General features: G+C 37.2%; 24 protein-coding genes. 2 read left to right on the forward strand and 22 right to left on the reverse strand.

The window, feature by feature from the left end:
* Nucleotides 1-52 precede the first annotated feature (52 nt).
* The 4 genes from uvrB to D612_RS19540 all read right to left on the reverse strand — a co-directional run bounded on the left by uvrB (nucleotide 53) and on the right by D612_RS19540 (nucleotide 3691).
* The gene (gene uvrB, locus D612_RS0115485; RefSeq protein WP_017756402.1) at nucleotides 53-2032 is read right to left on the reverse strand and encodes an excinuclease ABC subunit UvrB; all 1980 of its coding nucleotides are present in this window, start codon (nucleotides 2030-2032) and stop codon (nucleotides 53-55) included.
* Nucleotides 2016-2222, reverse strand: a complete 207-nt coding sequence (locus D612_RS19535) for a hypothetical protein (RefSeq protein WP_154649494.1) — start codon at nucleotides 2220-2222, stop codon at nucleotides 2016-2018. Before D612_RS19535 ends, uvrB begins: the two co-directional genes overlap by 17 nt.
* A gap of 1002 nt (nucleotides 2223-3224) precedes the next feature.
* Entirely contained in the window at nucleotides 3225-3467 is a 243-nt protein-coding gene (locus D612_RS0115490; protein WP_017756403.1) for a DUF2198 family protein, read from the reverse strand.
* A gap of 56 nt (nucleotides 3468-3523) precedes the next feature.
* The gene (locus D612_RS19540; RefSeq protein WP_017756404.1) at nucleotides 3524-3691 is read right to left on the reverse strand and encodes a hypothetical protein; all 168 of its coding nucleotides are present in this window, start codon (nucleotides 3689-3691) and stop codon (nucleotides 3524-3526) included.
* 345 nt (nucleotides 3692-4036) lie between these two features.
* On the opposite strand from D612_RS19540, the gene D612_RS0115500 reads away from it, so the two are divergent.
* On the forward strand, nucleotides 4037-5431 hold the full coding sequence (locus D612_RS0115500) for an L-cystine transporter (protein ID WP_017756405.1): 1395 nt from the start codon (nucleotides 4037-4039) through the stop codon (nucleotides 5429-5431).
* A 176-nt stretch (nucleotides 5432-5607) separates the two neighbouring features.
* Here the strand turns inward: D612_RS0115500 and D612_RS0115505 are convergent, their stop codons facing one another.
* Entirely contained in the window at nucleotides 5608-6339 is a 732-nt protein-coding gene (locus tag D612_RS0115505) for an urease accessory protein UreH domain-containing protein (protein ID WP_017756406.1), read from the reverse strand.
* 71 nt (nucleotides 6340-6410) lie between these two features.
* Nucleotides 6411-6524, reverse strand: a complete 114-nt coding sequence (locus tag D612_RS20120; RefSeq protein ID WP_083888525.1) for an SHOCT domain-containing protein — start codon at nucleotides 6522-6524, stop codon at nucleotides 6411-6413.
* 375 nt (nucleotides 6525-6899) lie between these two features.
* Here D612_RS20120 and D612_RS18440 point away from each other — a divergent pair, with 375 nt between their 5' ends.
* The gene (locus tag D612_RS18440) at nucleotides 6900-7187 is read left to right on the forward strand and encodes a CUE domain-containing protein (protein ID WP_017756408.1); all 288 of its coding nucleotides are present in this window, start codon (nucleotides 6900-6902) and stop codon (nucleotides 7185-7187) included.
* 145 nt (nucleotides 7188-7332) lie between these two features.
* On the opposite strand, the gene D612_RS0115515 is transcribed toward D612_RS18440, so the two are convergent.
* The 16 genes from D612_RS0115515 to flaG form a co-directional block, all read right to left on the reverse strand.
* Nucleotides 7333-8418 (reverse strand): PDZ domain-containing protein, encoded by a 1086-nt coding sequence (locus tag D612_RS0115515; protein ID WP_017756409.1) that lies wholly within the window; start codon nucleotides 8416-8418, stop codon nucleotides 7333-7335.
* A 387-nt stretch (nucleotides 8419-8805) separates the two neighbouring features.
* Nucleotides 8806-10251, reverse strand: a complete 1446-nt coding sequence (locus D612_RS0115520; protein ID WP_407637473.1) for a S41 family peptidase — start codon at nucleotides 10249-10251, stop codon at nucleotides 8806-8808.
* A gap of 600 nt (nucleotides 10252-10851) precedes the next feature.
* Nucleotides 10852-12060 carry a murein hydrolase activator EnvC family protein gene (locus tag D612_RS0115525; protein WP_017756411.1) on the reverse strand — a complete coding sequence of 403 codons (1209 nt, stop codon included), beginning with the start codon at nucleotides 12058-12060 and terminating at the stop codon, nucleotides 10852-10854.
* A 72-nt stretch (nucleotides 12061-12132) separates the two neighbouring features.
* Nucleotides 12133-13035, reverse strand: a complete 903-nt coding sequence (gene ftsX / locus D612_RS0115530) for a permease-like cell division protein FtsX (RefSeq protein WP_017756412.1) — start codon at nucleotides 13033-13035, stop codon at nucleotides 12133-12135.
* Nucleotides 13025-13711 (reverse strand): cell division ATP-binding protein FtsE, encoded by a 687-nt coding sequence (gene ftsE / locus D612_RS0115535; RefSeq protein WP_017756413.1) that lies wholly within the window; start codon nucleotides 13709-13711, stop codon nucleotides 13025-13027. The genes ftsX and ftsE overlap by 11 nt, the downstream gene beginning before the upstream one ends.
* Before the next feature lie 738 nt (nucleotides 13712-14449).
* Nucleotides 14450-14803, reverse strand: a complete 354-nt coding sequence (gene cccB, locus D612_RS0115540; RefSeq protein WP_017756414.1) for a cytochrome c551 — start codon at nucleotides 14801-14803, stop codon at nucleotides 14450-14452.
* A 546-nt stretch (nucleotides 14804-15349) separates the two neighbouring features.
* Nucleotides 15350-16451, reverse strand: a protein-coding gene (prfB, locus tag D612_RS0115545) for a peptide chain release factor 2 (RefSeq protein ID WP_154649495.1) whose coding sequence is annotated in 2 segments (ribosomal slippage) — nucleotides 15350-16378 and nucleotides 16380-16451 — 1101 coding nt in all. Because the reading frame shifts where the segments join, the coding sequence is not laid out codon by codon here.
* 287 nt (nucleotides 16452-16738) lie between these two features.
* Nucleotides 16739-19249, reverse strand: coding sequence for a preprotein translocase subunit SecA (gene secA, locus D612_RS0115550; RefSeq protein WP_017756416.1), 2511 nt, complete (start codon nucleotides 19247-19249; stop codon nucleotides 16739-16741).
* A gap of 461 nt (nucleotides 19250-19710) precedes the next feature.
* On the reverse strand, nucleotides 19711-20220 hold the full coding sequence (locus tag D612_RS0115555) for a hypothetical protein (protein ID WP_017756417.1): 510 nt from the start codon (nucleotides 20218-20220) through the stop codon (nucleotides 19711-19713).
* Between the two features lie 315 nt (nucleotides 20221-20535).
* Nucleotides 20536-21081 carry a ribosome hibernation-promoting factor, HPF/YfiA family gene (gene hpf / locus D612_RS0115560; RefSeq protein ID WP_017756418.1) on the reverse strand — a complete coding sequence of 182 codons (546 nt, stop codon included), beginning with the start codon at nucleotides 21079-21081 and terminating at the stop codon, nucleotides 20536-20538.
* 369 nt (nucleotides 21082-21450) lie between these two features.
* Nucleotides 21451-21651 (reverse strand): YjfB family protein, encoded by a 201-nt coding sequence (locus D612_RS0115565; protein ID WP_017756419.1) that lies wholly within the window; start codon nucleotides 21649-21651, stop codon nucleotides 21451-21453.
* A 156-nt stretch (nucleotides 21652-21807) separates the two neighbouring features.
* Nucleotides 21808-22662 carry a flagellin N-terminal helical domain-containing protein gene (locus tag D612_RS0115570; protein ID WP_017756420.1) on the reverse strand — a complete coding sequence of 285 codons (855 nt, stop codon included), beginning with the start codon at nucleotides 22660-22662 and terminating at the stop codon, nucleotides 21808-21810.
* A gap of 223 nt (nucleotides 22663-22885) precedes the next feature.
* A complete protein-coding gene (locus D612_RS18445) occupies nucleotides 22886-23239 on the reverse strand; it encodes a flagellar protein FliT (RefSeq protein WP_017756421.1) in 354 nt (117 codons plus the stop codon).
* Nucleotides 23239-23637, reverse strand: coding sequence for a flagellar export chaperone FliS (gene fliS, locus D612_RS0115580; protein WP_017756422.1), 399 nt, complete (start codon nucleotides 23635-23637; stop codon nucleotides 23239-23241). Before fliS ends, D612_RS18445 begins: the two co-directional genes overlap by 1 nt.
* Before the next feature lie 19 nt (nucleotides 23638-23656).
* Nucleotides 23657-25234 carry a flagellar hook-associated protein 2 gene (locus D612_RS0115585; protein WP_017756423.1) on the reverse strand — a complete coding sequence of 526 codons (1578 nt, stop codon included), beginning with the start codon at nucleotides 25232-25234 and terminating at the stop codon, nucleotides 23657-23659.
* 27 nt (nucleotides 25235-25261) lie between these two features.
* The gene (gene flaG, locus D612_RS0115590; RefSeq protein ID WP_017756424.1) at nucleotides 25262-25630 is read right to left on the reverse strand and encodes a flagellar protein FlaG; all 369 of its coding nucleotides are present in this window, start codon (nucleotides 25628-25630) and stop codon (nucleotides 25262-25264) included.
* Nucleotides 25631-25770: the final 140 nt, after the last annotated feature.

Raw genomic sequence — 25770 nt, forward strand, 5'->3', positions numbered from 1 at the left:
TCTGCAGTTATCAACTGCCATAGTGATTTACGCTTAAGCTCATCCGCTCATGCTACCCTTCTGCCTTCAATTCTAGTAATAAGTCACGAAGCTCTGCAGCACGTTCAAAATTAAGCGCTTTTGCCGCTTCCTTCATATCTTTTTCAATTTGAATAAGGAGCTTTTCACGCTCTTGTTTTGTCAGCTTCGTTGGTTTTACAGGCGTATCATACACTGCTTCATCCTCAGCGGCCATTGTCGCGCGAATGACATCGCGAATTTCTTTTTTAATCGTTTGAGGTACAATTCCGTGCTTTTCATTAAATTCCTCTTGAATTTTTCGACGACGTCTCGTTTCGCTAATTGCAACTTCCATCGAATTGGTCACTCTATCCGCATACATAATAACATGACCGTTCGCATTACGGGCGGCACGACCAATTGTCTGAATAAGTGAGCGCTCCGAACGAAGGAACCCTTCTTTATCTGCATCTAGAATTGCCACCAGTGAAACCTCAGGTATATCCAACCCTTCTCTTAAAAGATTGATTCCAACGAGAACATCATATTTGCCAATCCGTAGATCGCGAATAATTTCAATCCGTTCTAACGTTTTTATTTCTGAATGGAGATAGGCAACCTTAATACCGATTTCCTTTAAATAATCAGTCAAATCCTCAGACATTTTTTTCGTTAACGTTGTAACTAATACTCGCTCATTTTTCTCGACACGCGCATTAATTTCACCGATTAAATCATCAATTTGTCCTTCAATTGGCCGAACGTCAATCACAGGATCTAATAACCCTGTCGGACGAATAATTTGTTCGATTACATCTGGTGCATGCTCAAGCTCATACGGGCCAGGTGTAGCCGAAATAAATAACGCTTGATGAATCACTTTTTCAAATTCGTCAAACATTAACGGACGGTTATCTAGCGCTGACGGCAAGCGAAAACCATGATCAACTAGCACTTGCTTGCGCGCTCTATCGCCGTTATACATTCCGCGAACCTGCGGTAATGTTACGTGTGATTCATCGACAACTAGTAAAAAATCATCAGGAAAATAATCAAACAATGTATACGGTGTAGATCCTGGTGGTCTAAGCGTTAAATGACGCGAATAGTTTTCAATCCCTGAGCAAAATCCCATTTCCCGCATCATTTCTAAATCATAGCGTGTCCGCTGCTCAAGGCGCTGTGCTTCAAGAAGCTTGTTTTCCTCACGAAGCTCCTTTAACCGTTCCTCTAACTCTGCCTCAATATTTTCAATCGCTACCTTCATTTTTTCTTCGCGGGTTACGAAGTGGGATGCCGGAAAAATAGCCACATGCTCACGATCACCTAATATTTCTCCTGTGAGCGCATCCACCTCACGAATCCGATCAATTTCATCGCCAAAAAATTCAACGCGAATGCAATGCTCATCACGTGATGCTGGAAAAATTTCAACAACGTCACCTCGAACTCTGAAGGTTCCCCGCTGAAAATCTATGTCGTTACGGTTATATTGAACATCAACAAGTTTTCGTAGCAATTCATTACGCTCAATTTCCATCCCGACTCGTAGCGATACAACCAATTCCTTATATTCTTCCGGAGAACCTAAACCGTAAATACACGATACGCTGGCAACAATAATAACATCCTTCCGTTCAAATAAAGAGGATGTTGCTGAGTGCCGTAGTTTATCGATTTCATCATTGATGCTGGCATCCTTCTCAATAAATGTATCTGTCTGTGGGACATATGCTTCAGGCTGATAGTAATCATAGTAACTAACAAAATATTCAACAGCATTGTTAGGAAAAAATTCTTTGAATTCGCTATATAACTGACCGGCTAACGTTTTATTGTGCGCAAGGATCAAAGTTGGTTTATTCACTTGCTGAATAACGTTTGATACCGTAAATGTTTTTCCCGTTCCCGTTGCACCAAGTAATGTTTGGTACTTTTTCCCGGCGTGAATGCCTTGAACAAGCTTTTCAATCGCTTTAGGTTGGTCTCCTTGGGGCTGGTATTTAGATTTAAGTTCAAATTGACCGTTCATTTTGAAGCCTCCGTTCATTAGCATAAAATCTATTTTTAAAAGCATCACTGATAACTAGTGTCTTTGATAACATCATTGATACCGAAATTGATAGCGCCATGTTAGTACCACATCGGTAACGCCACATTGGTAGCGCCACTGGTAGCGCCATGATAGTACCGCATCGGTAACGCCACATTGATAGCGCCATGTTAGTACCACATCGGTAGCGTCACTGGTAGCGCCATGTTAGTACCACATCGGTAACGCCACACTGGTAGCGCCACATTGGTAGCGCCACTGGTAGCGCTATGTTAGTACCACATCGGTAACGCCACATTGATAGCGCCATGTTAGTACCACATCGGTAACGCCACACTGGTAGCGCCATGATAGTACCGCATCGGTAACGCCACATTGATAGCGCCATGTTAGTACTACATTGGAAGTACCACATTGGTAGCGTTATGATAGAGACCTTGATTGTGGCACTAAAAGATTGGTCGGGTACTCTGGTACTCCATTTATTATTCAGTCAGCTACATGTAGCCAAATATTCCGTTTTCTATTAACCTGTAGCAAAAGTTCTTCTTCTAAATTCTGTAATACATTGTAACACATCGATAGTTCAGCACGCCAATTTTAACGAACGGATATTCGATTTATTCTCTCCGATCTTTTTGTCACCTAATTATTTCTTGCTTTCATCATCAAAAATCAGGGTTTTTATTAAAAAAATCAGGGGGCCATCGTTGGAATGTATTTATCATAGCTGAGTGTCTGTTAAACCATGCATTTTTTCCAAAATTTAGTTAACAAAATAGGGGACGTTGATCGAAAATATCTTTCAAATTCGCATAGCTTTTTTATTGAGAATCGTTATTGTCCAGAAATGCATACTTATTGTCCGAGATCGAGATTTATTAGCCGATTCCTTTTTTTATTGTCCAGAATTAAAGATTTATTGTCCGATTGCCGTTTAATGGAAATTATCCTTGTGATTCATGTGTTTTTTTGTCTCGCTCCTCGATTCATTATACTTTTACTTGCCCATTAAATTTCAATCAAGTTTGCGCCGGGCAATATATTCCATCAAGTAAAAAAGCATGAAGATTTTGCATTTCCTATTGCAAAACCCCATGCTTTGAGCGTTAAATATCCTTGTCAATAATCTCTACTTAGAAAAAAGAACTCCAAAGTAGCCACTGAGCAGCTACGAATATTTCTGCTTGTTCTTATCCTTTAACTTTTTCATCATTCGCGCTGAGACTACAAAGCCCGCAAGAACTGAAAATATCCAAGTAATCAGAACTAAAGTTGGTTCGCCATACCCTTTAAAAATAGCTAATATAATTCCTAATGTTAAAACTGTAGCTATGTAATGATTAAACGTTACCCGTGTAAAAAAAATAATCATTAGGAATGGTGCGAAAACTGCTAGGATGATTTTTGTCACTATAAAAACTTCTCCTTCCAACCATTAACAAACCCAATGCCAGTATATAAGTATATTTAGTCAAATTCTTCAACAAAAATTTGGTGTAGCGATGTATTCTCTTTTAAAACCAAAATTCGAACACCTATTAAACTAAGCTTGCAACAAACTAAACTTCCTGCACCTTTTAAAACTAAACTTCCTGCACCTTTTAAAACTAAACTTCCTACATTTATTAAAACCAAGCTTCCAACACCATTGGATCCGAAAACCGAAACCTTAAATTCTCTGTTGTCTACCTATTTGGTGAAAATGAAGATATTAAAATGGATATAAAAGGTTTTTATGTAATCTATTCGATTGTAGCATGAAAAGTACGGTCTGGACAGGGAAAAACTTTAAAGACCTTTTCGAACTCGACTATTGAAAAAAATTATATTCGAATTTAAAAAAAAATTCATTTCCTACTTTACCGATTGGTTTTATTGTATTATATTATAATTATTCTTCTGAGAAAGGAGAATCGTCTACTCTTCCGTATCAGAAAGACACAAAAAAAACTTTAATTCCACATCTAGGAGGGAACTATTTTGAATACATTTCTTGTTACCGTTAATATCGTGATACTTGTAGCGATCATTTTTGGATTATACACGATGCAAAAGAAACATGTCACATTCTCAAAACGTGTATTTGCAGGACTTGGTCTCGGTATTTTATTCGGGTTTATTATTAATCTTTTATATGGTACTACGTCTGAGGTTACGTCTACTACGATCCAATGGTTTAATATCGTCGGATCGGGTTATGTTAAGTTGTTGCAAATGGTCGTTATGCCATTAGTTTTCATCTCTATTGTTGGAGCGTTTACAAAGGTAAAGCTTTCAAAAAATCTTGGTAAAATCAGCTTTTATGGTATTGGGATTTTATTAGTAACAACAGGAATCGCTGCATTAATTGGAATTGCATCCACTTTAGGCTTTGGTTTAGATGGAATTGAATTGCAAGCTGGGGAAGCTGAAAATGCTCGTAATGCAGCACTTACTGAACGAGTTGCAACGGTAGAAAATATGACGATACCTGAACAAGTGCTTTCCTTTATTCCAGCGAATCCATTTGCAGATTTAACTGGTTCGCGTCCAACATCTACAATTGCAGTCGTTATTTTTGCATCATTCATTGGTATTGCCTATTTAGGTGTCAGACGAAAACAGCAGGAACAAGCTGAATTGTTCGCCAAAATTGTTGATTCTCTTTATGCCATTATCATGCGAATTGTAACATTAATCCTGCGATTAACGCCTTATGGGGTGTTAGCTTTAATGACAAAAGTAGCTGCAACAAGTAATTATGAAGCAATCATTAGCTTAGGTAAATTTGTTGTTGCTTCTTATGTAGCATTGATCGTTATGTTCCTTATCCACTTATTCATTATCAGTTTTGCAAAACTAAATCCTGTAACTTTCGTGAAGAAAGGTCTTCCAGCCTTAACATTTGCGTTTACATCTCGTTCAAGTGCAGGAACATTACCACTTAATATAAAAACGCAAACAGATGGATACGGTGTATCTGAAGGGGTAGCTAACTTTGTTGGCCCATTCAGCTTAACAATTGGCCAAAATGGATGTGCAGGCATTTATCCTGCGATGTTAGCAGTTATGGTTGCTCCCACTGTTGGTATTAATCCGTTAGATCCCGGCTTTATTGTAAGCTTAGTCCTTGTAATCATGATAAGTTCTTTTGGAGTTGCAGGTGTAGGCGGCGGAGCAACATTCGCTTCCTTAATCGTTCTTTCTGTATTGAACTTACCTGTCGCTATTGTTGGTTTATTAATCTCTGTAGAACCTCTGATTGATATGGGGCGTACAGCACTAAATGTTAGTGGAAGTCTGACTTCTGGTATTTTAACAAGCAAAATTACAGGCGATTTTAATGAAGATGTATATAACAACCAATCTAGCTTAGATGAAGTTGTTGAAGCGTAAATATATTAGATAGACACAAATGATCACACAAATTGGCGGAATTACTAAAGGTATAAGCTAAACAAAAACTAGGTTTTCTAATATACTTCCTAATTTGAATAATAAACGGGACTGTCCAAAGGTTATATAAAATGATCAATCTTTGGGTAGTCCCACTTTTTTAGAGAGCGATTAAATTAAAACCAATATGTAATTGTATCAAAAATTCCAAGAACAATCATAATCAATCCTGATAACTTTTGGATGATGGCCCCAACTTTTCGACCTTTCTTTTTCATTGTGGAACCACTAATACCGAAATACCAAATTAAGAAAATCGCAAATAGTAATGGCAAGGAAGTACCTATAGCAAATACGCTTGGTAAAATCACTCCGTATGATGTAGATAATACAATTGGCATTAATGTTATAAAAAACAGGATAAACATGGTTGGACAAAATCCTAGCGAAAACCCAACACCTAAAAAGAATGCTCCTAGTTTCCCTTCTTTTAATCTTTCAGGAATCTTCCCTAAAGTAATGAACCAATTCATCTTAATAATGCCAATCATGAAAATACCAATAAATATGAGAAAAGGCCCCACTGTTTTACGAATCCAAGGAAAAAATAATGGTAATTGGTCTTGAAATTCCCGTCCCAACAACCATACTAATAACCCTAACCCTGAAAAGACCATAATTTTCCCTAGGATAAACCAAATTATATTAAACCAAGGTATTTTGTTCTGTAGTGAACGGTTTCCATATATTGTAATAGCTCCAAGATTTCCTGTGAATTGACAAGGTGCTACAGCGCCTACTAGCCCTAAGAAAAGAGCAGCTAATATCGGAATCCCTTCAAATCCATATGCTAATTTCATAAACGGTTGACTTAGAAACCCACTAATTTGACTAAAAATCTCATACAATTAAACTCACCCCCTACTAATTCTTTCCTCGTATATCGGAAAAATGTAATTCCATACACCTACCATTCAGGTCAATAAGATTTTTGCTTGATTTGATCAAATTCATCTTCTGTTATTTGGCCCCTTGATAACCGTTCTTTTAGAATGTCAATGTGTGAACCATTTTTCATATTCTTACCGTTCATAAAAGTCTTTAAGAAATAAATTCCGAGAAAAATGAATAATCCCCTAAAAAATAAGCATACCTATCATCATCCCGCCCCTTGAAATCATAAACACTGATCAATCCAGTTCATCATTGTATATCCTCTCCTTGCTCTTTATTAATTCATTGTATCTCTTAAATGTGCAGATTTTTGGGAGAAAGAATCCAAGGGGACAGGTTCCGTGGCTGAGAGCCATGTTTCCTGTCCCCTTGGTTATAGGATGCAGCTTCTATAAGAATAAAGAGTATCCCTTTTACCTATCTATAACTTTTTATAAAATAGTTTTCAATCTGCAAAGTTTCTGGATATATACAAGCTATAATTAATTCGAATAATAAAAGGAGGTGGATTAGAATGGTAAAAAGGAAAATGATTGTAGGTATGCTTACTGCTGGGCTTGTTTTTGGTGCCATTGGTAGTGTCGCACTTGCAAACGAGAATCCAACTAAAGAGAATATAAAGCAAATGTTCGAAAATGGAATCCCTTCTTTTAGTGAAATGCTACCTTTTATGAAGGAAATGCATCCGAATTGGTCTGAAGAAGAATTAGAAGAGATGTATCAAGCATGCCATGGTGAAGGCGGAATGATGCAAAATCCTGATTCAATGCCCCAACAAAGTAAAATGGTGAATAATTTTTAACTATGCTTTCAAAAAATGAAAGGCTTGCGCCTTTCTTTTTTGTTTTATTTATTCATTTTTACCCTTGTATCCAATAATAAATAGCTAAAGACACCACTATTAATCCAATTATGACAAAATCAATTTTGATAAAGTCGCTCTTAGATTAAACAGCCTCGTTTGTCCACTCTTTATTATCCTGAATAAATAACAATCCTAACTCATGATGTTCCCCATCATATAATGCTCGCTGTACGAAACGAACTTCTCCATTATAATCAAGAACCTCGAGCTTACAAAATGCCCGATTAATTTGGAGTGCTTCATAAAATTCTTTTTCACTTCGAACTTGTTGCCCATTAACTCTTGTAATTGTTTCGCCAACTAGGATCGCCATTTTTTCTGCTGGAGAATCTGGTATGATTCCTAAAATAACCATTCCTAAATTACGACTGGCAAAATATGAAACATGATCATCATCGCTCATTTTTTGAATGACATTTATTAATTCACGTCCAATGATTGCGATAACAGCCGCAATTATTGCCAAAAACGGCAGCCAATACGCCCCAACTGTTAACGCCGTTACAAGTAAGCTTAAAACTAATACTCTTCTTCCAGTCAGCTGGATCGTATCTTTCGGTAAAGCGGCTTGGACTTGCTGTTGAAAACCAATTGCAAACGGTACGACTAATAAAGAATACGTTTCGTGAGGTGTTTGTAATACTGGCCACCAATCAACGAAGGATGAAAGTCCTTCCCCGGGGATTAACACTAATAGTGGAACCATCCATAACTTCCTTGCCTCGTGAGCACCGATTGGTTTTCCACGCTTACTTTTCTTCATGACTGGGGACGTATGGTTTGCTCCTTTTTTTAAAATAAAAAAACCTTCTACAACTAATAAAAGTGATAAAATCACGGCAAAAAACTGCAACGGAACCGTTGAAATTTCCGACATCAAAGTAGAAAATTGCTCATTTTGAATTGACAAATTTGGAACAACCAAAGCAACCAAAATCGAAAGACCAATAATATTAGCGGGTGACAACCAGCGTGTCTGTAATGTTAATAAAAGTGTAAAGGTAACAATGGCTGTTAAAACAATAAATCCATTTGGTATTACAAGACCTAAGCCGACGATTAATACGGACAAAAATAACCCGACAACAATGCCTGGTGATACTAAATCGGCTATTCCTAAAAATGATGAATGAATTCGGATATTAAAATCTCGTCGTTCTCGTTTCACCCGCCGGTATCCTAAGATCCAGGAGAATAAAAATAATATGTATAAAAGTGGATTTAGGAATAAACGAGCTATTCCCCACAATATTTCTGTCAGCCAAGTCTCGATCATAAAGGGAGCACCATCCTAATAAGATTACAATCTAGATTGAACAAATTGAGCTGGGATATATTTTATAAAATAAAATACAAGGTTCCACTCATTCAAACTACAACGGACAACTACTATAAATATAGTCTATCACAATTATTTAGTTAGGGTGATAGGTCCCTGTTAATTCCAAAAAAAAGAAATATACCCGAATTTCGATACGGATATATTTCGACACGTTTCTTTAGACTCCTGCCAAATTGACATTATCTGTATGGCGATTTTAAGAAATCTTAAGGTTTATTTAAATAGCATTTTTATTGCTGTTTGGAGTTGGTAGTCGTTTTTCTCATCTTTTACTTGTTCAATAATTTTTTCTTCAAGCTTAGCAGCCGTTTGTTTATCAATTTGACCGTTGACGGTCAAGCCGTTTTCCTTTTGGAACGCTTGAACTGCCACTTCTGTTTGCTTGCTAAAATAGCCGTCTACCCGACCAGGATCGAAGCCAATTCCCTTCAGCATTAATTGGGCATTTTTCACTTTTTCGTTATTCATGTCAAAAGCAAGTGCTTCCTCTTCAAGCTGGATTGGACTTGAATAAAAATAGTCAGGTTGCTTTACTTCAACAGTTGGCTCTACACCTTTTTCATGAATCCAATTTGAATCAGGTGTTAACCATTTAAACAATGTCAGCTTGACATTGCTGCCATCACTTAGAGGTACAGCCTGCTGCACCGTACCTTTTCCGTATGATTTTTCACCGATGATTTCATAGCCGCCTGCTTCTTTTAGTGCACCTGCCAAAATCTCAGAGGCAGAGGCGCTTCCATTGTCTATCAAAACGGCAATTGGATATGGCTTTTTCTCGGTGAGGGAAGAGAAGAACCGCTCTTTTTCACCATTACGATTTTCAATTTGCACATATGGCTTATCCTTTGTAACTAAGAGCTTCAAGATTTCCTCAACACTTTGTAAATAGCCACCTGGATTTCCACGAACATCAATTACTAAGCCAGCAATGTTCTTCGTTTCAAGCTCTGCCAACTGGGTCTCAAAATCAACAGCGGTATCCTCTGAAAAGCTTGTGATTTCAATGTAGCCGACTTTTTTATTATTATAATCCTTAATCGAGCTATAAACCGTTTCAAGAGGAATTTCATCTCTAATTACCTTTACTTTAAAAACCTCTTTAACACCTGGTCGCTCTACTTCAAGTGTGACAACCGAGCCCTTTTCCCCTCTGATTTTTAACACGGCCTCATAAAGGTCTAATCCAGAGAGGCTTTCACCATCAACCGTTAAAATTTTATCATTAGGCTTTAGACCCGCTTTTTCAGCTGGGGAATCTTTAAAAGGTGCAACAATTGTCACTTTGCCTTCTGTCATGCTAACCTCTGCACCGATTCCTTCGAATGTGGAATCTAATGATTCTTCAAACTGATGGGCTGTATCTTTATCCATATAAACGGAATAAGGATCCTCGAGTGTATTAACCATTCCGGAAATAGCCCCTTCAATAAGGTCCTTTTCCTCTACCTCTTCAACATAGTTTTCTGAAATAAGGTCAAGCACTTGCTTAATTTTTTCGATATCCTTTTCCGTTGTTGTATTTGTCCTCGCCATTACGTTCCCTGATTCCTTGCTACTGATCCCGGTTGCTAAGCCCGTCCCATTAAAAAAATAAGAAAGGCCTGCACCGACAAGTAGTGATAAAACCATAAGAACGATGGCATATCTCATGCGAATCCTCAATCCAATCACCCCAAATTCTGTCTGTTAAACAATATATCCTACTTTTTGAAAAATACACGCTACTTTCAATTTGACTATATAACTATATGAAAAAAAATAACGTTAGTCCACCATGGAGCTTAAATTAGGGACTTACATTGCATCCAAAATCGCAACCTAAATTAGAGCCTCTCATTCCACCCTAAATCGGAACCTTAAAATAGAGCCTTTAATAGCGCCATTAATCAGGAGCTTAAATTAGGGACTTACATTGCATCCAAAATCGCAACCTAAATTAGAGCCTCTCATTCCACCCTAAATCGGAACCTTAAAATTGAGCCTTACTTAAAATAGAGCCTTACATAGCGGCTAAATATAATAATTTCTATTTTAACATATTTGCTCGGAAGGATGGAAAAGGCATCACACCCTATCGTGCGATGCCTTGAATAACCTATCACTACTATATGCCTTGCTTGTACAATTTATGATTATAATTGAATACTTGTATCTATGTTTTGTGAGCATGTTAGTGGGATACGTACTTCTACATGTTCACGACAATTATCAAATGAGTTTACTGTATTGTAAGGTTTTGATTGTCGCTCCACAAAATTAAAAATTAACATACTTCTTCGGATCAACCGAATTCGATTTTTCATAATTCCAAGGGCCTTCATGGATTTCAAAATGCAAATGCGCTCCATATGATTGACCTGTGTTTCCCATATAGCCTATCAATTGACCTTTCGAAATCGTATCTCCTTCGGAGACTTTGCGGCTTTCCATGTGGGCATAAACAGTTGTGTACATTTTACCATTTAAATTATGAGATAAAAAGACAACATTCCCATAGGAGCTTGAATAATAGGAGCGGAATACAATTCCGTCAGCTGCAGCAACAATCGGCACATCGGATCCACGCTTCCCAATATCAATCCCGGCATGAAGCTTACCCCAACGTTTGCCATAATTTGAAGTAACAGGGCCGGTGGCAGGTCTCATAAATGTACCATCAGTGACAGGTGGTTTTTCCCCACGCTTAATGGCTTCCTGCTGTTCTAACCATTGCTGATACATCTTTTTGTACGCTGCTTCTTGTTTCGCCAGAATTTCATCTTGTTCCTGTAAGCTTAGAATTTCAGCTTCAATTTGTTCTTCTCTTTCCTTAAGCTCTTCCATTAGCTGTTCTTTTTCAGCTTTTTGAGCAATTAATGTTTTACGATCCTTTTCAAGGGTAGCCTTTTTTTGCTCGAGCTGGGATTTTTTATTTTCCGCTTCAATCTTTATTTCTTCTAAAGATTCTTTATCAGTGACATGGGAGCGGAGAATTTCTTTATCTTGTTCAACGATGGTTGAAACGGCATTTACGCGATTAAGAAAATCACCAAAGCTTTTTGATCCTAACAAAACATCTAAATAGCTAACAACGCCACCTGTCTCTTGAACAGTCAAAACTCTAGTTTTTAATGCCTCGTCGCGCTTTTTTATCCGTTCTTGAAGCTCAATAATTTCTGCTGTAAGCTTATCGATCTCAGCCTGTGTCCTTTTAATATCCGCTTCTTTTTGACGAATATTTTCAGCTGTCTCTGCCACAGCTAAGTCTAAGCGCTTAATCTCATTGTTCACGCGTACTTCTTCATTTTCAATTTGATTGACGAGATTTTGTTTGTTTTTTGAATCTTGCTTTAAATTTGCCCGCTTCCCTTGAACCTGGTTGATTTTCGACTTAAGATCTTGGTTGGCAGATGCGAAATCACTATATAAAGTGACACCACTTATAGCAATAATCATTGATAAAATTGCATATAAGACTTTTCTCATATTTGCAACCACCTCTTCTACCTTTTCTTAGCAATTATTCAAACGAATAGCTTTCTATGTAAAACTATCAATCTACGCTTTTAGAAATCTGCGTATTGACATTAAACTTCCCCATACACCAATGAAAGCACCTATTGCCACTAATATCCCGGCAACTTGGTATACGAACGGTGAAAATGGCAATAACGTTATAAATGTATCGCTTAGCTTAGGGCTGAGCGTTTCATATAAATAATCATAGGATAAGGAAATTAATAAAATTGGAATAATTGACCCCAATACCCCTAAAAGTAATCCTTCTAGTAAAAACGGCCAGCGGATAAAATTATTCGTTGCACCTACTAATCTCATAATTTCAATTTCTTTGCTGCGTGCTAAAATCGTAATTTTAATTGTGTTAGATATTAAAAACATCGCTGTGAAAATCAGACCGATGATCAAGCCCACACCAATATTTCTTGAAATATTGACAAATTTAAAAAGCTTTTCAACAGTTCCTTGTTCTTGTCCATAATTAACAAGAGCTGCATTTTCAAATTTCTCAATGATTTTAGCTACTGCCGGTGTATCCTGCGGATCCTTTGTTTTGACAACATAAACATCTCGCAAAGGATTTTCTTCCCCTCGCAACGATTCAAAAGCCTTTCCTTCTTCACCAAAGCTTTCAATAACAGATTCCAATTCTTTATCTTTAGGTGAAAACACAACCGATGCAACCTCAGGGATTTTTTCTATTTGTAATTTCAGTTCCTTTTGTTGAAGCTCATCTGCTACTAAATCTATATGAACGCGAATCTCGACATCTCTTTCAACTGTCGACGCAAAACTATTCAAATTCATCATAATAACTAAAAATATTCCAACTAAGAGCAGCGTTACTGTTACTGCACTGATCGAAGCAACCGTCATCGAACCATTACGGCCTATGTTTTTTACACTTTCTCTAATATGTCTCACCAAGGTATTAGTGGTCATAGCCGTAATCACCTCGGTTCTCATCTCTAACAATCCGACCATTTTCGATTGCAATTACTCGGTTTCGAATCGTATTAACAATCTCACGATTATGTGTCGCCATGACAACAGTTGTGCCTCTATTATTTATTTCTTCAAATAAATCCATGATTCCCCAAGACGAATCCGGGTCTAAGTTCCCCGTTGGTTCATCGGCTATCATAATTTTCGGGAAGTTAACAATTGAACGAGCAATCGAAACACGCTGTTGTTCTCCCCCAGAAAGCTCAGAAGGAATAAATCTCGCCTTATGTTTTAATTTTACAAGGTCAAGAACCTCCATAACACGACGTTTAATATTGCGAGGATGCTCTTCAATTACTTCAAGGGCAAATGCAACATTTTCATATACCGTTAACTTCGGAAGGAGCTTAAAGTCTTGAAAGACGACACCTATATTCCTTCGAAATAATGGCACCTTGCTTGGCCTAAGCTTTGAAAGGTTAATGCCATTAATCATTATGGTTCCTTTTGTCGGCTTTTCCTCACGATACATCATTTTTATAAAAGAGGATTTACCTGCCCCGCTCGGACCGACAACATAAACAAATTCACCTTGGCGGATATGTACATCAATCCCATTTAGCGCAAGTACGCCATTCGGATACTGCTTATATACACCTTGCATTTCTATCATTTAATATCACACCTAGTAGTTTAATCTTTGCTATTATTCTATTAAATGGAACGTCCTACAAATATCGAAATCTTGTACGGTATGTACGAGACCTGGGCTGATAGTAAAGTGTCACACTCTGATTTTGGAAAAAATCGTTCATAAAGAAATCTTAGGTTGAAGTGAGTGTTCACTGCATCGGTACGCACAAATCTGAGTGAAAATAGGTTTCATAAATTTGTGCACCAAAGTCTAATTATGTAAGACTATGACTTGTCCGATTATCATATAGCGATAATATAATATCAATTCTGACACCAATACTGCCATACCCAGTAAAATTTGCACATTCAAGCATATTGGTAGAAAAATTGCCAAAAAACGATATGCCTGACACACCTTTTTATTATACCATCACTATTTGACATTTTGAGGCAAAAAATATTAAATTTATGTTTCAAAGGGCAACTATTTATCGACAAAGGGGAAAAACATAGTATTTTTAGGGATTATAGAAAATAGTGGGAATATTTATAAATAAGATGTTTTAACGCAAACTGCAATAAGTAGGATATGTCAACGCAAACTGTTATTAGTAGGATGTGGATGTGGTAACGCAAACTGCAATAAGTAGGATATGTCAACGCAAACTGTTATTAGTAGGATGTGGATGTGGTAACGCAAACTGCTAGTTTCTGACAAACGAAAAAGAGCCTTCTATAATTATGTAGAAAGCTCTTTTGCATATATTGATTAAAATTATTTTTTAGTAGATAACCATTCAGCAACTACTTTCGCATCATCACCTGAAATTAATCCAGCAGGCATTGCACCCTGTCCATTAAGGATTACATTTTCAATTCCTGCAGCATCTAATTTGCTACCAATATTTGCAAGTGCAGGGAATGAATCTCCAAGACCTTCTAGATTTTGGCCGTGACAAGTAGAACAATTTTGTGCATAAAGACCTTCTGCTGCTCCAGCACTTTCTGTTTGTGCTGCTTGATCTCCGCCGTCAGCTGGAGCAGGCTGCTCAGCAGTATCTCCACCGCCGCCACATGCGCCAAGAACAAGTGCAGAACCCATAAACAATGCAAGTAACTTTTTATTCACTAGTTACTCCCCCTTTATTTTTGTAAAGAATTGGATAGTGTACCATAAATGTGTACACCCACCTATTATAAACAATACTACTACATTTTAAAACCCTCTGAGTTTGATTCTCATCACAATTCCGTCATATTTTTGACTATAATGTGAACAAAACTTTCAAAAATTGCTTGTTAGCAGTTTTGGATCCCATAATCTTCCTTCTGAATACTGACCGCCTATTCGTTTTAATCCCTGGATGAACGTTACAACCGGATGAATATCATAAAATATTTTTTACTGCACCAATAGTATTTACCTATCATCATAAATATATACAATTCTTGCAGATACTTTTCGCTTTTTGTTTCCAATTTTTGCCGGGGTCAGGAACCTCTATGGACACTGCTATGGACACCGCCCTGGCACCTTGGAAACAAAAAAACGGCTGATGTCGCTGTTATGCAGACAAAAGCCGTATATTTTGGTATTTAGTTTGTTCAAGTATAGGATTCAATGAAACCTAAAACAGAAATTTACGAACGTTTATAACCGTTTTATTGCAGTTGTTTAATTAAGTTTTGAGCGTAGATATGCATCAATGAATGGGTCAAGCTCGCCATCCATTACTGCCTGCGTATTTCCAACCTCGTAGTTTGTACGGTGATCCTTCACTAACGAATAAGGATGGAATACGTATGACCGGATTTGGCTGCCCCAGCCTATATCTTTTTGCTCACCACGAATTTCAGCAAGTTCAGCTTGCTGCTCTTCGATTCGCTTTTGATAAAGCTTTGCTTTGAGCATTTTCATCGCTTGCTCTCGGTTTTTAATTTGTGAACGCTCTGATTGGCACGTTACGACGATTCCTGTTGGTATATGTGTAATCCGTACAGCTGAATCTGTCGTATTTATATGCTGACCACCTGCACCACTTGAACGATACGTGTCAATTTTCAAATCAACATCGCGCACATCAATTTCAATTTCGTCATTAAACTCGGGCATTACTTCACAAGAAACAAACGAAGTATGGCGGCGACCTGATGCGTCGAAGGGCGATATCCGAACTAAACGGTGTACACCTTTTTCAGCCTTTAAATATCCATAGGCATTGTGACCTTTAATTAACAAAGTGACACTTTTGATTCCGGCTTCATCACCTGCTAAATAATCAAGCGTTTCAACCTTAAAGCCCTTTCGCTCAGCCCAACGAGTGTACATCCTTAGGAGCATCGAACCCCAATCCTGAGATTCAGTCCCCCCTGCTCCCGGGTGAAGCTCTAAAATTGCATTATTCTTATCATAAGGTTCACTCAATAAAAGCTGAAGTTCAAAGCCTGAAAGGTCCCTGGCCAACACTTTAATTTCAGTCTCAAGCTCCCTTTGTAGTTCATCATCTGGCTCTTCCTTAATCAATTCGAACGTTACCTCAAGATTTTCGAAACGATCGCTTAAATCATTAAAGGTACCAGCTGACTCCTTTAATCCATTCGCTTCATTAATCACTTGCTGAGCTTTGTCTTGATCATCCCAAAAGCTAGGCATTGCCATCAATTCCTCTAGCTCAGCAATCCGCTTCTCTTTCTCCTCTAAGTCAAAGAGACCCCCTAAATCCAGCTAACTTCTTAGCCATTTTTTCAAGCTCTTGCTTAATTTCTACAAAATCCATCGTTATCTATCACCTCAAAAAAATTGGGTTGCTTAATCTTAAATAGCATCGCTCTCTGATTCCGTTGTTTGGAATTTAATGGAGGGTCAATGCGGGTGCCAGGGCAGTATCCATAGTGGTGTCCATACAGGTAACCATAGTGGTAGCCATAGTGGTAACCATAGTGGTAACCATAGAGGTTCCTGGCACGGAGCCAGGGTAGGTGCCACCTAGGAGCCTGACCCCGGAAAAAATTGGTAAAACATTACCGTACCACTGCTTTTCAATTCAAACAAATTTCGAACAAATTATTTACCGCAGCATTGTTTATATTTTTTGCCACTGCCACATGGGCATGGGTCGTTTCGACCTAGTTCCATACGCTTCACATAAGGCTTACGTTTTGTTTCTTCTTCACCTTGGTTTGGCTTAACCGCTTGGCCTTCCGCGACTTTTTGACGCTCAAGGTTGTTACGGATTTGTGCTTTCATGATAAATTTCGTTACTTCCTTATCAATCGAAGCAATCATTGCTTCAAACATTGCGAAGCCTTCCATTTGATACTCGCGCAATGGGTCAGTTTGACCGTAGGCTCGCAAATGAATTCCTTGACGGAGCTGATCCATCGCATCGATATGGTCCATCCACTTTGAATCTACTGCACGTAACACAATAACCTTTTCAAATTCACGCATTTGCTCAGACGAAAGCTCAGCTTCTTTTTCGTCATATTTTACTTTTACCCGATCTAAAATAACATCGACAACTTCTTCGGGCTCTTTTCCTTTAATATCTGCTTCTGTTAATTCACCTTCATCAAAAAGATTGCCTTCTGCAAACGTAACAATACCTTTGAAATCCCATTCTTCAGGTAATGCGTCATTTGGCATATGGGCATCCACACTACTCTCAACCGTCCGACGAATCATATTTTCAACGACTTCACGAAGATTTTCTGCATCTAACACTTCATAACGTTGCTTATAAATTACATCACGTTGCTGACGTAGAACATCATCGTATTGAAGCAATGTTTTCCGCGCATCGTAGTTGTTTCCTTCTACACGTTTTTGTGCAGATTCTACCGCTTTTGATACCAGCTTACTTTCAATTGGCATATCATCATCCATGCCAAGGCGCTCCATCATCGCCTTCATATTATCTGAGCCAAAGCGGCGCATTAATTCATCTTCCATTGATAAATAAAACTGAGTAATACCAGGGTCTCCTTGACGACCAGAACGACCACGGAGCTGATTATCAATACGGCGGCTTTCATGACGCTCTGTACCAACAACCGCCAATCCACCAAGTTCAATTACACCTTCTCCAAGCTTAATATCGGTACCACGACCAGCCATATTCGTGGCAATTGTAACTGCACCATGCTGGCCAGCATTCTCAATAATTTCAGCCTCTTTTTCATGGTTTTTCGCATTTAATACATGGTGGCGAATGCCTTTTTTCTTAAGCAATTGTGAGATTAATTCAGACGTATCAACATTAACCGTACCAACTAGCACTGGCTGTCCCTTTTTATGCCGTGCTTCAATATCAGCAACTACTGCGCGAAACTTCCCTTCCATCGTTTTATAAATTAAATCTGGACGGTCATCACGAGCAATTGGTCTATTCGTAGGAATCGCAATAACATTCATATTATAAATATTGCGGAATTCCTCTTCCTCTGTTTTCGCTGTACCTGTCATACCGGATAACTTTTCATACATCCGGAAATAGTTTTGGAAAGTCGTTGTCGCAAGTGTCATGCTTTCGTTTTGAATTTTCAAGCCTTCCTTCGCTTCGATCGCTTGATGCAAGCCTTCACTATAGCGACGCCCCTTCATTAAACGCCCGGTAAATTGGTCAACGATGACAACTTCTTCATCCTGGACAACATAATCCTCATCGCGATGCATACTTACATGCGCCCTTAGCGCCTGATTAATATGATGAACTAATGTTACATTGGCAATATCAAACAAATTCTCAATGCGAAACGCTTTTTCAGCCTTCTCGATTCCTTCTTCAGTAAGCTGAACACCTTTAGTTTTTACATCATACGTATAATCCTGTTCTCCTCTAAGAGTTCGAACAAACGTATCAGCTGTTTGATACAATGACGCGGATTTTTTTGCAGTACCAGAAATAATTAACGGGGTACGAGCTTCATCAATTAAAATTGAGTCAACCTCGTCAATGATTGCATAATGAAGCGGACGTTGCACCATATGCTCTTTATAAAGAACCATGTTATCACGCAAATAGTCAAAGCCAAATTCATTATTAGTACCATATGTTATATCCGCATTATACGCTTCCTGCTTTTCCTCTTGAGAAAGACTATTCAAATTTAAACCAACCGTTAAACCTAGAAATCTGTGGACTTTCCCCATTTCCTCAGCATCACGGCGAGCTAAATATTCGTTCACAGTTACGATGTGAACACCTTTGCCTGTAATAGCATTTAAATAAGCTGGCATTGTCGAAACAAGCGTTTTACCTTCCCCTGTTTTCATTTCGGAAATATTCCCTTCATGCAATGAAATTGCACCGATTAACTGTACAGGATATGGGCGCAAGCCTAATACACGGACTGATGCTTCGCGAACAACTGCAAATGCTTCTGGTAAAATATCATCTAATGATTCACCATTTTGAAAGCGAGCTTTAAATTCGTCCGTTTTGGCACGAAGCTCATCATCGGACAGCTTTTGCATATCCGGCTCAAGCGTCTCAATGTGATCTGCAACTTTTTGATATTGATTTAAATACCGTTGATTTCCATCCCCAAAAACCTTTTTCAAAATCCCTAGCATTTTTTACGCTCCTCTATTCATTTCATTATAATTGTTCAATTGTTAGTTATAAGGTAAGGTTTTTACCAAAACTAGCAAAACCCAAATTCCTTTTATGAAAAACTTTAGTAGTAACCGTAAAGGCATGTCCATATTATACAAAAGCACTAGCAAATAACGAAAAAACATAAGTGTGAGGATGCGCTTTTAACATCCAAACATCGTTATGACTTCATACCATCATACGCTTAACGCATAAAAAATATTAATAAAGTCCTATCTTTTATAATAACATTTTCTTAAAAAGTATTACAACTAATGGCTTAATTGGTTTTAAACATCGAATATTGAGGGAAGTTCGGAAGAAGCGATCGGAAAAAGGTTTTGAAAGGTTTGTAAATACGTCCCAGTTGAAAATCCGCCACATGATATACAAAAAACAAGCCAAGAACGAGCGAGATTCGTAGGTTCCTGACTTATTTTTATGCTTGTGCTTGGGATGCCATTTTCTTTTCTATATTAGCAAGTTGCCGTTCGTGAAACAAAATTTTGCGATGGGCAAGATCAACGTCTGTTTGCAAAACAGTAATTTGACCAATTAGTGTTGTTACTTTTTCATCCGTCTTTTGTTGATTAAGTTTTAGCTCAGTAACATCATGGTTGATTACTCTAACGGAATCTTGAAGTTGACTTATCATTTCTTCATTTTTGTCGAATCTAGTGTTAACTTCAGCAAACGCTTGTCTTACTTCTTGTTGGAACTCTAACGATTGTTCTTTGAAGTCTGTCATTTCTTGCTTGAAGCCAACCATTTCTTCCTTAAAGCTCGTCATTTCTTCTTGGAAACTTAACGATTGTTCTTTGAAGTCTGTCATTTCTTGCTTGAAGCCAACCATTTCTTCCTTGAAGCCAACCATTTCATCTTTAAACTCGACAAACTCCTCCCGGAAATCTGTTAGGAAATCCATAATTTGTTTTGTCTCTTCACTCATCCGATTCACCACCATTCGTATTATATTTTAACCCCAGAAAGGTAATTTTGTCACACAAAATCTTGCCCGTTAATAGCTTCAAAGACGCATATAAATTATATATGTAAGTACCTTATATCTTTATTGATGTACTACTATTATAACATAAACGCCGATAAAAACAAACGTTTGTTCGCCTTTCGTCGGCCTTTGTGTTGTCGAAACGATCAGACTTCACACTTAACATTATCAAACTACTACCCACATCAACTAAAAATAGCGAAAGACGCCGTTCAATTACAGAACAGCGCCTTTACCTTCTTAGATTTAAATATGTTACTGAGCTTCAATCAAACCATATTTTCCGTCTTTACGAGCGTAAACAACGTTTGTTTGGTTTGTTTCAGCATTTACGAATACGAAGAAATTATGACCTAACATGTTCATTTGTAGAATCGCTTCCTCAGCATCCATTGGTTTTAAATCAAAGCGTTTTGTACGAACCACTTCGATTTCATCATCTTGACCATTGTCCGCATCTTTGTCATTATCCGTAAACACAAAGCTAGGTGCGTTATCCATTTGACGGAATTTACGGTTTACCTTTGTCTTGTGCTTGCGAATTTGGCGCTCAAGCTTGTTAGATACTAAGTCAATTGCTGCATACATATCAGTATGGCTTTCTTCAGCACGAAGTAGCAGGTTAGGCATTGGAATTGTGACTTCTATTCTTTGCTCATCATTATATACACTCATGTTCACACGAACATCAGAAGTTGGAGTAGAATCAAAGTATCTTTCAATATTTCCAATTTTTTTCTCCACATATTCCCTTAATGCTGGAGTAATCGTAATGTTCTCCCCGCGAATGTTGAAATTCATAGGAACCCCTCCTTGATAAATAAAAGCTATGTAATATCATTTCTATTTTACCCTATAAAACTCCTGCTGAAACAGTAAAAATATTTCCGGTTGTGGAGAGAATGTGACATTTTTCGCACAACTAGCACAACTATATTTATAGAATATTCTGCCCCATTTTATACAGATAGATGGTTTTATGGTTTTATTTTGGGCTCTTCTATCCTGATATTGCGGTGGATTATCATTGTTGAATTTAAATGCGCAAAAAGATTTTCCATCTCGTCTGTTAACCTCGTGTGCGATCGTTGAAAGTCATTGATTGCTGACGGAAGTCAAAAACGGTTTCTTCTCTGGATGATCCAAGTGAATATGAAATCCGTATTCTCTTTACAATTTCAAATCAATCGTTCCCCCAAGATGCGGCTGAGCGGCACGTTGTATCGCACTAACATTAGCTGATTCAAGCATTTTCGTTAAACCATCTGCAGAAACTTCAGCTTGATTCATTGCCTTTTTCATAACAGCTAATGAAACTTGTTGTCCTAACTGACTTTGGCTTAGCGACATTGACATTATTGCTATATCCATTCGAACACATCCTTTACTAGTTTGTGCGACTACTATTTTATGCTTCAAATTTCGAAATCCTGACCTAGCAAACATTTATAATTTTTGCTAGGGTTCCTAATTCCTTTATAAAAAGTTTCCCCCTGATTCATCTTCGTTACATTAGCATAAGCTTTTCTAGTCATCGGGGAGCAATAATTTTAATACCATTTGAGATTGTTGATTTGCTTGGGCAAGCATCGCTAATGCCACCTGTGATAAAAGCAATCTTTTAGTATATTCCATCATTTCTTTCGCAATGTCTGCATCTCGAATTCGTGATTCGGCAGCTTGTAGATTCTCAGCTGTATTGTTTAAATTATTAATGGTGTGCTCTAGACGGTTTTGATAAGCACCCAGTCGAGAACGTTCAGATGATACTTTACTAATTGCTTCATCAATCCGATCTAATGCAGATGTCGCTTTATCATGAGTCGAAACGTCTAAATAAAACTCACTGTTCGGATCATTACTTAACCCTAAAGAAGCTAAACCAATATTTCCAATCTCAATCGTCATCGTTTGCCCTGCATTTGCCCCTACTTGTAGTGTAAAAGTAGATTTTGCACCACCATCAGCGCCATTTAATAATGGTTGAGTATTAAACTCTGTCGAATCACTAATTTGTTGAATTTCTTCCAATAGCAGATTAATTTCAGTTTGGATCGCTTCACGTTCTGCTTCACTATTTGTGTCATTTCCAGCTTGTACGGTCAATTCTCGAATTCGTTGCAAAATAGCATGTGTTTCATTTAAGGCACCTTCTGCTGTCTGAATAAGCGAAATGCCATCCTGGGCATTCCGTGCCGCTTGATTCAAACCTCGAATTTGCGCTCTCATTTTCTCAGAAATCGCCAAACCAGCAGGATCATCAGCAGCACGATTAATCCTTAAACCCGTAGACAATCTTTCCATCGATTTCTGAAGATAACTTTGCTGCCGTATATAATTATTATACGCGATAAGAGCGGTCGAATAATAATTTATTATCATGGAAATGACCTCATTTAAATGAAATTGAAAGCTCTCCGTTTCCCTTCATCCATTTTCTAACGGAGCATATTGTTTGCACTCACTTAATAATCAAATGATATGTGAAATAATCCCCACCTTTGAAATGAACCATTTTTGTTAGACATAACAAAAATTAGTGGTGCCGTTCATCTAAAGCAGGGATTATTATCATAATAATAAAGGAATTGTAATTATTGATCTATCATCGACGCTTGTCCAAAAAAGTACCGTCTAAATTTGACGAAGACTCGTATGGATTAGAATATTGTATATTTTTTTTCTTCCTTTGGTTAATTCGTTTTAAATCGTTTTTAATCAACTGTAAGCATTGATTTAATCGTTTGTCTATTTCCTTATTGCTTTGAATAATTTGACTCATTTCAGCACGATCAAAAGCAGGATCAGTTTCTTTTAATTTTATAATAAGTTCCTCACGTTCTTCTAAAAATTTATTAATCTCCTCAATGTACGAATCCCGATTCTCAGTAGGAAAATCCTTATTCAAAAAATCAAGAAACTGTTTATTTAAATTTAATAAGGTTGAATAGCTTGTCACTATACATTGCCACCTTGATATTTTTGCTGCCTTACTTGCTGAATCACTTCTTTCCATGTATCCCTGAATTCAGTTGCGTACACTTCAACTTCGTCTAAAATAGAAATATCATTTGTAATATTCGCTTCAACTAGTCGTCTATTCATATAATCATACATTTTTAACATATCTTTTGCGACCGGGATATCCATATTTAGAGTAACCATCAGCTCATGAATGATATTTTCCGCTTTAATAATATTTGTGTGTTTTCCTTCAATATTTTGGTTATCAATATCTTGCTTTGCTTGTTTGATAAACTTTAAGCAACCATTGAATAGCATCAACGTCAATTCACCTGGCGAGGCAGTTTCTACTGAATTCTGCTTATATGTCTGATATGGATTTCTCATTGCCATCTTATTACACTCCCTCTATTTACATACTTGAGAACTGTTGCATTAACCATCCGCTTTGTTCATTAGCTTTTTGGATTGCTTTCTCCATTGCGGTAAATTGACTCCAATAGCGAGATTCAATTTGCTGTAGGCGGCGTTCAAAATCATCAATACTATCATTAATGTCGTCGATATTTTTTCCAATCGTATAATTTTCTAACTCACTATATTGATTTCCAGCCTTCTCTTCAATTCTATTAATTGTGTCATATAAAATATCTCTCATTCTAACTACTAGGCCAGATTCATTAAATTTTTCTTGCCGTTCTGCTGAAGTTAAATCCTTACTGCTTTTAGATGATAAATCACTGTCTGTTGTTTTTGCAAACAGTTCATACACTGCATTTGGTTCAGTTTCGAGTGCTTTACGTAGTTTTGTTTCATCGATTTCTAATTTACCACCGTCGAGGTAATTCTTAGTTGTTGTTATACCAATTTCGCTTAAAATATCAAAGTCCGAATTAATCCCTTTATCACCTGGTTGAACTTTTGTATAAAGCGCTGTTCGAATACTGGAAAACCCACTTGAAAGGATTGGATCTCTTCTTAAATGTCCACTTTTTGCGCGTTCTTCCCAAAGTTCAATTTCTCTATCACTCATTGCTTCTTTTTGCTCATCGGTTAGAGGACGATAATCCCGATATTTTGTTTCATTTAACTTTCCATTTACCTTATCTAGCAAATCATTGTACTTATCTACAAATTCTTTGATATTTTCAATTGCTAAATCTACATCAGTCTTAGTTGAGATCGTAACATTGCCAACATCTTTCAATGTATAGGTTACACCACTAATCGTAAATGTATTAGACTTTTGTTTTGTATACATTCCATTTATTGTTAGCTCTGCGTCTTCGCCATCTTGAAAACCTGTTAAATAATTTGAAGCGTCTGTTTGGAACCCTAGGTTACTCATAAATGTATTTGTATTAGCATCTTGAACAGCAATTTCGTAGTTACCAGAACCAGATGATTTATTTGTAAAGACGATTGTTTCCTGCATCGTGTCATCATCACGAAGAAAATTACCTTTCATCGCTGTAATACCTAAGGATGAATTATTAATTTTGTTTAAAACATCGTCTACAGTATCTGTTTCATTTATTGTAATATTTATTGTTTCAGATTCTACACCATTTGCATTAGTAGTTTTAAAAGCAAATGTTGCCTTTCCATCAACAAAATTAATCCCCTCACGCCAATCAGTTTTTACGGCACCTTCTGATGCCCATCGAGAGGAAGTTGCTAGTTTTGTAACTTGAATAGATGAAGTCATATCAGGCGCATTCGAATTAGCAGTTGCAGAAACAATTGTCGAATTACTACTTTCAACGTTTTTCGGTACAAAAGTATTTTTCTTTAGCATCTTATCAAACAAGTATGTCCGAAATTGCTCCATTTCTTTATTTAATGTACGATAATCGTCCCGTTGCCATTCCAAAATCTTCTTTTCTTGTTTAAATCTGTCTAATGGTAGCCTCTCTACTTGCATTAATTGTTTTACAATACTGTCAGTATCCATTCCACTCGCAAGACCACTAAAACGAATTCCATTCATAAAATTATCACTTCCTTCATGTATTACTTATATTCTTTTATCTACAACAAATCCTAACAATTCCTTCATAGCTGCATATATATCTAATAATTTTTTCGGTGGTATTTCTCTAATTACTTCTTTAGTGTTATTGTCAACCACTTGAACGTAATATTCACCTAATTTGTCATGTAAGGAAAACTTCAAAGATGAATAACTCGGTTCCAAAAATTTATTTATACTATCAACAGCATTTTGAATTTTTTCTTTAATAAGCTTGTCTGTTTCAAGTTCGTTTTCCTTTTCTTGTCTAAACGGCTTAACAATTTCCTCCTTTACTTCACTTATGGGTCTATTTTCATTTTTAGGCACATGAGATGTTGAAACAAATGATGTTGATGCATTTTCAATCCTCATGAGGATCCACTCCCATTATATATATTATTAATCTATATATCGGTATTTATGGGATAAATTTTAAGTAAAATAATTTTATTAAATCTACTCCATACAAAGTGAATAGTAAACATATAAAATAGATCTAAAACATTTTCTCC

Origin of the sequence: Calidifontibacillus oryziterrae (assembly GCF_000331575.1) — a bacterium.
Lineage (GTDB): Bacteria > Bacillota > Bacilli > Bacillales > Bacillaceae_J > Calidifontibacillus_A > Calidifontibacillus_A oryziterrae.